Origin of the sequence: Pseudomonas sp. B20(2017) (genome assembly GCF_002113125.1) — a bacterium.
Taxonomy (GTDB): Bacteria; Pseudomonadota; Gammaproteobacteria; order Pseudomonadales; family Pseudomonadaceae; genus Aquipseudomonas.
Genome location: NZ_NEJP01000012.1, coordinates 116,410 through 127,778, shown reverse-complemented (window position 1 = coordinate 127,778; position 11,369 = coordinate 116,410). Strand labels below are relative to the sequence as shown.

The window sequence follows — 11,369 nt, the reverse complement described above, 5'->3', positions numbered from 1 at the left end:
GACGTGTTTTCGACAAGGACATCTGCATCATGACGTTTACTGTGCGAGCGGCCCGTGCGGCCGACGCCACCGCCCTCCCCGCCATCGAGCAATCCGCCGCTGAACTGTTCCGCCGCGATCCATCGCTGAGCTGGCTGGCGGATGCCGCCGTGCCGCAAGCATCGGAGCATTCACCGGCCATTGAACGGGGCGAACTGTGGGTTGCTGAAAACAACGACGGGCAACTTGCAGGTTTTTTAAGGGCGGTGACTGTCGACCGACAGTTGCACATTGAGGAACTGTCCGTCAGCCAACACTTTCAGGGCCGGGGCGTCGGTCGCAAGTTACTGTTGGCGGCGATTGAACAGGCGCGTCTGTGGCAACTTCGTGCGGTGACGCTGACGACCTTTCGCGATTTGCCGTGGAATGCGCCGTTCTATCAACGCATGGGTTTTGCGCTATTGAGCGCCGAGGATACCGGCGCGCATCTGAACCATGTTTTGCGTGATGAAATTGCCCATGGATTGCCCGGCGAGCGCCGTTGCGCCATGCGCCTGGTGCTCACGCCGTCGCCTTGAGATCGACGCCCAGCGCCTGTGCGAATGCCTTGACCAGCGGACTGCGCACGGTGTTGTGCCGCAGGATCAGATTGAACGGCGTGGAGATGTTGATCCGCTCCGGCAGCACCGCGCGAAATTGCCCTGCCGCCACCAGCGTGGCGGCGTAATGCCGAGGTAGAAATCCTACGAAACGCCCGGTCTTGATCAGCAACGCCACGGCTTCGACCTGGGTCGCCGAAGCGGAAAAACTGTCGTAGCGAGCGAAGTTCAGTTTGTCGCGATGGATCGCGTAGCGGTGGTTGATGCACTCGTATTCCTGCAACACATCAATGCTCATTTCTGTCTCGGGCAGGTCGAACAGCGGATGGCCGATGGCGCAGTAGACTTCCGAGCGTTCCTCGTACAACGGGTAATAATCGAACTCTTCGCGGCGTTGATAAACCGGAACAATTCCGGCAACTAAGCGGCCTTCCACGACGCCTCTTTCGACTTCATCCAGCTGCGTTGCCTGAAGTTGAAACCTTACTTTCGGCGACTCTTCATTGATCTTTTTAAGCGCTGCAACTAACGGTGAACTTTCATCACTGATCGTATTGTCAATAACGCCCACTCCAAGGTCGCCGATAAGTTCATTCTGCGCAGAACTAAGCCGGTCACGAAAGTTATCGACCGAAGCAAACAGATCAATCGACGCCTGATACACCAGACGCCCTTCCTCGGTCAGATGAAACCCCTCGCGGCCACGGGTACACAGGCGCATGCCGATGCGGATTTCCAGGTCGGAGATCTGCTTGCTGATCGCGGCCAGGCCCACGTTCAGCTCATTTTGCGCCGCGCTGAAGCCGCCGGCCTCGACCACCGCCTTGAACACCTTGAGCAGTTTGAAATCCAGTCCGCTGAGGGCCAAAGGTGCCCGGTGAGCGGTTTTGACCGGTGGGTTTCCGGAATTGGAAAGTGGGGTTTCCATAATGCTGATTTACCTCTGGCGCAATGTTCAACAATCTGTGTCCAACAACAAAAACATCGCCGGCTAATAATAATGATCACAGAAAACCAGCCTTGGCAACCGCCAGAAAATCCCGAACATCAGTGCCAACTCACTGATCGCCAAACATTAAAAGCTGACACTTCGATCAGCTCTTGCCTCTTTGCAACTGCCCTCTTGAAAACTGCTTTGGCCTGATTCTGTCCGCTGACTCTTCAGCGCGACTTTCAGGGCCCAGCACACCGATTTCAGTTCGCGTTACCGACGAGGAAAACAACAAATGTCTCAAACCACCGACCGTCTCTGGGGTGCCCGTTTCAAAAGCGGCCCGTCCGCAGCCCTGGCGGCCCTGTCCCGTTGCCCCGAGCGCTATTTCCGCCTGACGCCGTACGATCTGGCCGGCTCCAAGGCCCACGCCGGGGAACTGCAACGTGCCGGCCTGCTCGACGAGCAGGAAACCCGCACGATGATTGAAGCCCTGGACGGCATCGGTGCCGATTTCGCTACCGGACGCATCGCCCCGACGCTGGACGACGAAGACGTCCACACCTTCATCGAACGCCTGCTGACCGAACGCCTCGGCGCACTGGGCGGCAAGCTGCGCGCTGGCCGTTCGCGCAACGACCAGACCGCCAACGACCTGCGCCTGTTCCTGCGTGATCATGTCCGCACCCTGGCCGTTGAAGTCCTCGCCCTGCAAACGGCGCTGGTGGATCAGGCCGAGCAGCACGTTGAAAGCATCTGCCCGGGCTTCACCCACTTGCAGCAGGCGCAGCCGATCGTGTTCGCCCATCACTTGCTGGCCCACGCCCAATCGATGTTGCGTGACGTGCAGCGTCTGGTGGATTGGGACACGCGCACCTCGCTTTCGCCCCTCGGCGCCGCAGCCATGGCCGGCTCCGCGATCGCTCGCCAGCCGCAGCAGTCGGCCAAGGAAATGGGTTACGCCGGGGTCTGCGAAAACTCCATCGACGCCGTGGCCAGCCGCGATCACGTCGCCGAATTCCTGTTCATCGCCAGCATGCTCGGGATCAACATCTCGCGCCTGGCCGAAGAGTTCTGCCTGTGGTCGTCGCGCCAGTTCCGCTGGGTCGATCTGGATGACGCCTACGCCACCGGCAGTTCGATCATGCCGCAGAAGAAAAACCCCGACATCGCCGAACTGGCACGGGGCAAGGCTGGCCGTCTGATCGGCAACCTGACCGGCCTGCTGTCGACCCTCAAATCCCTGCCGCTGTCGTACAACCGCGACCTGAGCGAAGACAAGAACGGCGTGCTCGACAGCGTCGACACCCTGCTGCTGGTGCTGCCGGCCATGGCCGGGATGGTCGCGACCATGACCGTCAACGTCGAGGAACTGCGCCGTCAGGCGCCACTGGGTTTCACCCTCGCCACCGAAGTCGCCGACTGGCTGGCAGTGCGCGGCGTGCCGTTCAAGGAGGCCCACGAAATCACCGGGGCGTTGGTGCAGGCCTGCGAAAAACACGACCTCGAATTGTGGGAAGCCTCGCCGGCGCTGCTGGCCGAGATCGACCCGCGCCTCACGGCAGACGTGCGTGACAGCCTGACCCTGGAAGCTGCCATCGCTGCCCGCAGCGGCTGGGGCGGCACAGCGCCGCAACAGGTGCGCGAGCAGATCGGCCGCTTGAAAACCGCCCTCGCCGCGCAGCAACAGTGGACCGAAAACTACCAGGGCTTCCGCCTCTAACGGCCATGGCACATAACCTTGTGGGAGCGAGCTTGCTCGCGAATGCGGTGTGTCATTCAACCTCGATGTCGCCTGACACGGCCTATTCGCGAGCAAGCTCGCTCCCACAGTGATCGTGTTGGATTTGAAAGTACAGTTCGGAGAAACACCATGAGCCAGACTCAGGCAGAACGACTCCAGGCGGAGCGTAAACTGGCGGAAAACCAGTTCGACATTACCCAGTACCAGCACGTGCCACGGCGCTATTACGGGCGGATCTTCTTCGCCACCGTAATCGTCATCGCGATCATCGGTCTGGTGCGGGCCTTCGCCGAAGGCAAGATCGAGTGGTCGTACATCGGCCAGTTCCTCACCTCCGAAGCAATCATGTGGGGCCTGTTCAACACGATCATCATGGCCGTGCTGGCCATGGCGCTGGGCATCGTGTTCGGGGTGATCACCGCGATCATGCGCATGTCGGCCAACCCGATCCTGCGCTACGTGGCTGTCACCTACACCTGGCTGTTTCGCGGTACGCCGCTGATTCTGCAACTGCTGTTGTGGTTCAACCTGGCGCTGATTTTCCCCACCATCGGCATTCCCGGTCTGTTTCAGCTCGACACCGTCAGCCTGATGACGCCGTTCGTGGCCGCCCTGCTCGGCTTGAGCATCAACCAGGGCGCCTACACCGCCGAAGTGGTGCGCGCCGGCCTGCTGTCGGTGGACACCGGCCAGTACGAAGCGGCCAAGTCGATCGGCATGCCGCGTCTGCAGGCGCTGCGCCGGATCATCCTGCCCCAGGCCATGCGGATCATCATTCCGCCGGTCGGCAACGAATTCATCGGCATGGTGAAAATGACCTCGCTGGCGAGCGTCATCCAGTACTCGGAACTGCTCTACAACGCCCAGAACATTTACTACGCCAACGCCCGGGTCATGGAGCTGCTGATCGTCGCCGGTATCTGGTACCTGGCCACCGTCACTGTCCTGTCCTTTGGTCAAAGCCGTCTGGAGCGTCGTTTCGCTCGCGGCGCCGGCAAGCGTTCTTGAGGAATCCGTCATGAGAAGCATCGTCAAGGCCGTGAGCCTGAACAAATATTACGACCAGTACCACGCGCTCAAGGACATCAACATCGAGGTCGAGCAAGGCGAAGTGCTGTGCATCATCGGCCCGTCCGGCTCGGGCAAGAGCACCCTGCTGCGCTGCGTCAATCAGCTGGAAAAAATCGACAAGGGCGGCCTTTGGGTCGACGGCGAACTGGTCGGCTACCGCGTGGTCGGGCACAAGTTGCACGAACTCAACGAGTCGCAGATCGCCCGCCAGCGCCTGGCCACCGGCATGGTGTTCCAACGTTTCAACCTGTTCCCGCACATGACTGTGCTGCAAAACATCATCGAAGGCCCGTGCCAGGTGCTCAAGCGTTCGCCCAAGGAGGCGCACGAAGAAGCCCTGGAACTGCTGGCCCGGGTCGGCCTGGCCGACAAACGCAACAGCTACCCGATCGAGTTGTCGGGCGGTCAGCAGCAACGGGTGGCGATTGCCCGCGCCCTGGCCATGCGACCGAAGCTGATGCTGTTCGATGAACCCACTTCGGCACTCGACCCGGAATTGGTCGGTGAGGTGCTGTCGGTAATGCGCGATCTGGCGCAGACCGGCATGACCATGATCGTCGTCACCCATGAACTGGGCTTCGCCCGGGAGGTTTCCAACCGCATGGTGTTCATGGACGGCGGGCAGATCGTGGAGGCTGGAAGCCCCGAAGAAATACTAATAAGTCCGCAAAACCCGCGCACCCAAAGCTTCATTTCTGCCGTTCGAACCTGAGGCCCCTTTGGCCTTCACAACACTCATAAGAGAACGTCCATGAAGAACTTCGTCATTCCAGCAGTACTCACCTCCCTCATGTCTTGCGGTTTCGCCGTGGCCGCCGAGTTGCCGGCCAGCATCAAGGAAAAAGGCGAGATCGTCGTTGCGATCATGCCCAACTATCCGCCGATGGATTTCAAGGACCCGGCCACCAACAAGCTCACCGGCCTTGACTACGACCTGGGCAACGCCCTGGCCGAACGCCTCGGGGTGAAGATCAAGTGGCAGGAAACCGGCTTCGAGCAAATGATCAACGCCCTGACCACCGACCGCGTGGATATGGTCCTGTCGGGCATGACCGACACTGCCGAGCGTCAAGCCAGCGTGACCTTCGTCGACTACTTCACCAGCGGCCCGCAGTTCTACACCTTGCAGAAAAACACCGCGACCAACGAGATCATCGACCTGTGCGGCAAGAAAGTCGGCACCAGCCGCCGCACCACCTTCCCGGCGGAAATCGCCGAGTGGAGCAAGGCGAACTGTGAAGCCGCCGGCAAACCTGCAATCAACGTGATCGGCACCGAAGGCTCGGCCGATGCCCGCGCCCAACTGCGCCAAAGCCGAATCGATGCGGCGATGCAGGGCAGCGAAACCCTGTCGTACCTCAAGACCCAGGAAAAGGACATGTACAAGACGGTCGGCCAGCCGATCTCCGTACAGTTCACCGGGCTGGGTGTGAGCAAGAAGAAGCCTGAGCTGAGTGAAGCGGTAAAGGTGGCGCTGCAGAGCATGGTGGATGACGGCAGCTATAACGCGATCCTGAAGAAGTGGGATCTGGAGCTGGGTGCGATCAAGGACGTGACCATTAACGCTGGCAAGTAAACCGGTCAGCACCACCTCTCCATTGTGGGAGCGAGCTTGCTCTGGGCGGCATTCCGACGAATGCGGTGTGTCATTCACCAGTGATGTCTACTGACATTGCCTTATCGCGAGCAAGCTCGCTCCCACAGGTACAGCGTACGTCCCTGCATGTGTGGAGCGCCCAATGCTCAGTTCACCCCAACCCAACTGGCCCGACCAGCACAAAGCCTGCCTCGCCCTGGCCTTCGACCTCGACGGCCCGACCGGCGATGCCATGCTCAACGGCTCGATCTGGCACAAGCCCGAATACTTCGGCTTCGGCGGCTACGGCCCCTACCGCGCCCTGCCGCGCCTGCTGGATCTGCTCGACGACTTCGAGATCCCGACCACCTTCTTCGTCCCCGCGTGGGTCGTGGAAAACTGGCCGAAGCAATGCCAGGCCATCGTCGAGCGCGGTCATGAAGTCGCCTACCACGGCTACAAGCACGAATCCTTCTACGCCCTGACGCTGGACCAGCAGCAGGCCGTGATGAACAAATCCCGCGACGTCTTCTGGCAATACCTGCACATCCGCGCCGAAGGCTTTCGCACCCCCTCCGGTGACTGGCGTGCAGAAACGCCGGCGATGCTGGCCGACAACGGCGTCATCTATTCCAGCAGCATGCGCGGCGACGATCGCCCGTATCTGGTCAACGTCCCCGGCCACGACACGCCGCTGGTGGAGATCCCCGGCCGCTGGGAAATGGACGACTACGCCTCGCTCGCCTACACCCGCGCACCGAATTTTCCGTCCGGGCTCGACCGCACCGCCAGCTACGAGCTGACCCTCGACAACTGGCAGCGTGAGTACGACGGCGCGATGAACGAAGGCCTGTGCCTGACCACCCTGTTCCACCCGAAAATCACCGGTAAACCGGGGCGCATCCTGTTGCTGGAGAAACTCTTCGAACACATGCGCCAGCGCGAAGACGTGTGGTTCGCCACCTGCCGCGACGTCGCCCGCTGGTGGCTGAAGGAGCATCACCATGGCTGACGCTGAAAACCTCTGGCCCGCCGGCAAACGCTGCGCGGTGGTGCTGACCGTCGATTACAACGACATCCACGGCATTCTCACCCAGGCCCCTGAAGTCGCCGGGCGCGACAAGACGCTGTCGGTGTGGCGCTACGGCACGCAACGGGGCGTCGAGCGCTTGCTCGGCCTATTCAGCGAACTCGGAGTGCGCAGCAGCTGGTTCGTGCCCGGCATCGTTGCCGAGGAAAACCCGCAGCACATCGCCGCGATACAGGCTGACGGCCACGAAATCGCTTGCGCCGGTTACCGCCATCAGGATTACGACACGCTGGATCTGGCAGCGCAGAGTGCGGAAATCGCCAAAGGCTGCGCAGCGCTGGAAGCCTTGACCGGCGTGCGTCCGACCGGTTTCCGGATTCCCGCCGGTAACGGCGCGCCGGGCTTCATCGACGCCTTGAAAGGTCACGGTATTCACTGGTCGTCATCATGGCGTGGCGATGACCTGCCGTTCTTGCACCCGACCGCACCCGAAGTGGTCGAGTTGCCGCTGCACTACGAACTGGAAGACGAACCTTACTTCGCCTTCAACCTCAGCCCGGCCGTGCCGCCGGCACAATCGCGGATTGCCTCCTACAGCCACACCCTGGGCAACCTGCAAATGGACTTCGTCGGGTTCTACCGGTTCGGCCTGTGCTACGTGCTGCGCCTGCACCCGGAAATCATCGCCACGCCGGGGCGCATCGGCGTGCTGCGCGAATTGCTGCAAGGCATTCAGCAACACGACGACGTGTGGATCGCCACCGGCGCCGAAGTCGCGCAGTGGTGGGCGCAAACCGCGGCGCCGGTTACGCAGGATCATCCGGCCTCGGTATACGAGCGCCATTATCGGGACTACCTCGTATGACGGAACGCATGCAGCGACTGGCGCAGTTTTGCGTCGAAACGCGGTTTGAAGACCTCCCGCCAGCGTTGGTGAAACAGGCCAAGCGACACATTCTCGACACCTTCGGCGCAGCGCTGGCCGGGGCCGACAGTGCGGTCGCACTTCAGGCGCGGCAGGTGTTCGGCGCAGAGCCGGGCACCGCGCTGGTCTGGGGTTCGTCATTGCGCGTCGGCGCGGGACATGCGGCCTTGCTCAACGGCATCGCCGCCCATGCGCTGGAGCTGGACGACACCGGCGGTTGCGATCATTCCGGCGCGGTGGTGTTGCCGGCGGTGATGGCGGCGTTGTCGCTGGTGGATCGGGCGGTGGACGGTCGCGAGTTCATCACCGCCGTGGTCATCGGCTACGAAATCGGCCGGCGGGTGCTGGAAGCCTGCGGCAGTTATTCGGCGCACAACGGCGCCGGCTGGCATTCCACCGCCACTTGCGGCGTGTTCGGCGCGGCGGCGGCCTGTGCACGGATCTTTGCGCTGGATGTCGGGCAAACCGTGTCGGCGCTGGGCATCGCCGGCAGCTTCAGCGGCGGGTTGTGGGCGTTCATCCACGACGGTTCGCAAAGCAAGAAACTGCACAGCGGTCGTGCGGCCGAGGGTGGTTTGCTCGCGGCGCGTTTTGCACGTGAAGGCGTCAGTGGGCCGTCGGTGTTGTTCGAGGATGTCTGGGGCGGATTTCTCAAGACTCTCGCGCCGGGCAGCGCGCAACCGGATGCGCTGGATGCTGATTTGGGACGAGTCTGGAAACTCGCGCGCTGTTCGATCAAACCCTATGCCGCGTGCCGTGGCACCCATTCGGCCATTGATGCGCTCGGCTTTTTGCTGGAGCAATTGCAGGTCGGCGCGGATCAGGTGGAAGACGTCCAGGTGAACCTGTGCGGGTTTCTTCGCGACATGTGCGGCGGTCGCGATACCCGCAGTCTGGCGGCCGCACAGATGAGTCTGCCCTACGCCCTCGCTGCGCGGCTGGTGCACGGTCATTGCCGGCTTGAGGCTTACGATGAACAGCCACGCAATGATCCGCGTATCGCTCACTGGCTGACGCGCATTCGCCTTGAAGTGGATGAGCGACTGTCGGAGGATGGCGAGCCGGTGGTCGTTGTGCGAACCCGCGATGGGCGTCAGGCGAGCCTGTGTGTCGAGGTACCGCTGGGGGCGCCGGGCAATCCGTTGAGCGAGGCGGCGCTGGAGGAGAAGTTTTTCAGTCTGGCGTTGCGGGCATTGGCGCAGGAAAAGGCTGAAGGCCTGCTCGATCAACTGCGGCGGCTCGAGACGCTGGATTCGGTGGGCGGTCTGGAACGGTGGCTGATGGAATGAATGTGTCGTTTGAACTGGCCTCATCGCGAGCAGGCTCGCTCCCGCATTGGTTCGAGGTGTTCACAAAAACGGTTTCCACCACGATACCTGTGGGAGCGAGCCTGCTCGCGATGCAGTCAACTCGGTCTGAAGCCAGGCACAAAAATAACTGATAAGGACATTTGACTTTCCGTGGCCACCTACTCGCTCGTTATCCGCCGCCTGATGATCGTTTCGCTGACTATCGTCGTCAGCCGCGCCATCACCAGTCCGCTGCTCACCTTGTTTTTGAGCAACAAGCTCGGCCTCAACCAACAGGACGTCGGGTTGTTGCTGGGCATCGCGGTGTTCATCGCCACCCTGCTTGCGCTTTACGGCGGCTACATCATCGACCGGCTCGAGAAGCGCCGGTTGCTGATTCTGGCGATGCTCTCCAGTGCCATCGGCTTCGTGTTGCTGACCTTCGCCAAAGACCTGTACCTGACGACCGCCACCCTGGTCATCACCGAAACCGCCTCGGCGCTGTTCCTGATCGGCTCAAAAGCAATCCTCAGTGAAAACCTGCCCATGGGTCAGCGGGCCAAGGCGTTTTCCCTGCGCTATACCCTGACCAACATCGGCTACGCCACCGGCCCGATGCTTGGCGTGGTGATCGCCGGGGTGTATCCGATTGCGCCGTTCCTGATTGCTGCCGGCATCGCTTTTGGCAGCATATTCCTGATGATCGGCATCCCCAAGGACGCCAGCCCCGTCGCCGCCATCGGCCAGCCACAAAGCTTCCTGAAAACCCTGATTACCCTGAAAAACGACCGTACGTTGATCATGTTCACCTGCGGTTGCCTGCTCAGCACCGTGGTCCATGGCCGCTTCACCCTGTACCTGTCGCAATACCTGCTGGTGGTCGAGGATTCGCAGCGTGCGTTGCAAACCATGGCCGCCCTGCTCGCCTGCAACGCCATCGCGGTGATCCTGCTGCAATACCAGATCGGTCGTTTCCTCAACCGGGAAAAACTGCGCTACTGGATCGCCGCCGGCACCAGCCTGTTCATCGTTGGATTGATAGGATTCAGCCTGGCGGACAGCCTGGCGACGTGGTGCATCGCGATGTTCATCTTCACCCTCGGCGAGATGATCATTTACCCGTCGGAATTCCTGTTCGTCGACACCCTGGCCCCGGAAGAACTGCGCGGCAGCTATTACGGCGCGCAGAACCTCGCGGCGCTGGGCGGCGCACTGAGCCCGGTGATCTGCGGTTTCCTGTTGATGCACACGCCGGCGCCAACCATGTTCTATGCCCTCAGCGCGCTGACCGCGATGGGCGGGTTCCTGTGCTTCATGAGCGGACGCCGCGTGGCTTTACTGCATAAATAATGCACTGAAGCTGCATTTATATGAATTTGTCAGCATCGTGTTTGCTTGGCACACTGAGCGCGTTCCTCCCCCAATAGTTGGAACACTTCGAAGGACTTTCCGCGCTTACGGACAAGTCCTTTTTTTTGCCCTGAATTTCGTAAAAGGATCGATCCTGCATGCTCGCTCGCTGGTTGCCCGCCGCCATCAACACCCGCCCCACCGAATGGAGCCGCGCCGCCATCGGCATGGCCCTGGGCACGTTGTTCAGCGTGTGGGCGTGCAGTCAGGTGTTCGGCATTGAAGTGGCCTACCACCTGATCGGTCCGCTGGGTGCTTCGGCGGTGCTGTTGTTCGCAGTGTCGTCCGGCGCCCTCGCCCAGCCGTGGTCGATCATCGGCGGCTACCTGTGGGCGGGCGTCGTCGCGTTGCTGGTGGCCCACGTCCTCGGCCGAACCTTGGGCAGTGCGTGTCTCGCCGCAGGCATGGCGCTGATCCTGATGTGCTGGCTGCGCTGCCTGCACCCACCGGCCGGCGCTGTGGCATTGACGATGGTGCTGGCCGACCCGATGACCATCGCCATGGACTGGAAAGCCCTGGAACCGGTGATGCTCAGCGCCGCCTGCCTGCTGCTGGCCGCACTGGCCTACAACAACCTGACCCGCATTCGCTATCCGAAACGCCCCGCCGAGCCCGCGCCAGCCGTGGCACCGGTGGATATTCAGTCCATCACGGCCGAGGATCTGAAACTGGCACTGGCCGATATGGAGGCGTTCATCGATGTGACGCCGGAGGATCTGGAGCAGTTGATTCATGCCAGTGAACTGCATGCCAAGCGGCGCAGCATTGGCCAGGTGTTCCGCTGAGTCCGTAGCCTGTCCCTGTCAGCGTTGTCG

General features: G+C 61.6%; 11 protein-coding genes. 10 read left to right on the top strand and 1 reads right to left on the bottom strand.

Annotated features, from left to right (window positions below):
* Window positions 1-29 precede the first annotated feature (29 nt).
* Entirely contained in the window at window positions 30-557 is a 528-nt protein-coding gene (locus tag CAF63_RS18470) for a GNAT family N-acetyltransferase (RefSeq protein WP_085687169.1), read from the top strand.
* On the opposite strand, the gene CAF63_RS18465 is transcribed toward CAF63_RS18470, so the two are convergent.
* Window positions 541-1,506 carry a LysR family transcriptional regulator gene (locus CAF63_RS18465; RefSeq protein ID WP_085687167.1) on the bottom strand — a complete coding sequence of 322 codons (966 nt, stop codon included), beginning with the start codon at window positions 1,504-1,506 and terminating at the stop codon, window positions 541-543. The two genes, CAF63_RS18470 and CAF63_RS18465, sit on opposite strands and share 17 nt — an antisense overlap.
* A gap of 298 nt (window positions 1,507-1,804) precedes the next feature.
* On the opposite strand from CAF63_RS18465, the gene argH reads away from it, so the two are divergent.
* The 9 genes from argH to CAF63_RS18420 all read left to right on the top strand — a co-directional run bounded on the left by argH (window position 1,805) and on the right by CAF63_RS18420 (window position 11,339).
* Window positions 1,805-3,232 carry an argininosuccinate lyase gene (argH, locus tag CAF63_RS18460; protein ID WP_085687165.1) on the top strand — a complete coding sequence of 476 codons (1,428 nt, stop codon included), beginning with the start codon at window positions 1,805-1,807 and terminating at the stop codon, window positions 3,230-3,232.
* 150 nt (window positions 3,233-3,382) lie between these two features.
* Complete coding sequence (locus CAF63_RS18455) at window positions 3,383-4,261, top strand: amino acid ABC transporter permease (protein WP_085687163.1); 879 nt, start codon at window positions 3,383-3,385, stop codon at window positions 4,259-4,261.
* Between the two features lie 10 nt (window positions 4,262-4,271).
* Window positions 4,272-5,036: an amino acid ABC transporter ATP-binding protein gene (locus CAF63_RS18450; protein WP_007951284.1), complete on the top strand. Its 765-nt coding sequence runs from the start codon at window positions 4,272-4,274 to the stop codon at window positions 5,034-5,036.
* A 39-nt stretch (window positions 5,037-5,075) separates the two neighbouring features.
* Window positions 5,076-5,900 carry an ABC transporter substrate-binding protein gene (locus CAF63_RS18445; protein ID WP_085687161.1) on the top strand — a complete coding sequence of 275 codons (825 nt, stop codon included), beginning with the start codon at window positions 5,076-5,078 and terminating at the stop codon, window positions 5,898-5,900.
* A 163-nt stretch (window positions 5,901-6,063) separates the two neighbouring features.
* Window positions 6,064-6,912 carry a polysaccharide deacetylase gene (locus tag CAF63_RS18440; protein WP_085687159.1) on the top strand — a complete coding sequence of 283 codons (849 nt, stop codon included), beginning with the start codon at window positions 6,064-6,066 and terminating at the stop codon, window positions 6,910-6,912.
* Window positions 6,905-7,795 carry a polysaccharide deacetylase gene (locus tag CAF63_RS18435; RefSeq protein ID WP_085687157.1) on the top strand — a complete coding sequence of 297 codons (891 nt, stop codon included), beginning with the start codon at window positions 6,905-6,907 and terminating at the stop codon, window positions 7,793-7,795. The genes CAF63_RS18440 and CAF63_RS18435 overlap by 8 nt, the downstream gene beginning before the upstream one ends.
* Window positions 7,792-9,144, top strand: coding sequence for an MmgE/PrpD family protein (locus tag CAF63_RS18430; protein ID WP_085687155.1), 1,353 nt, complete (start codon window positions 7,792-7,794; stop codon window positions 9,142-9,144). Before CAF63_RS18435 ends, CAF63_RS18430 begins: the two co-directional genes overlap by 4 nt.
* Window positions 9,145-9,315: 171 nt before the next feature.
* Window positions 9,316-10,494 (top strand): MFS transporter, encoded by a 1,179-nt coding sequence (locus tag CAF63_RS18425; protein ID WP_085687153.1) that lies wholly within the window; start codon window positions 9,316-9,318, stop codon window positions 10,492-10,494.
* Window positions 10,495-10,652: 158 nt separating this feature from the next.
* Complete coding sequence (locus CAF63_RS18420) at window positions 10,653-11,339, top strand: HPP family protein (protein ID WP_085687151.1); 687 nt, start codon at window positions 10,653-10,655, stop codon at window positions 11,337-11,339.
* The last annotated feature ends 30 nt before the right edge of the window (window positions 11,340-11,369 follow it).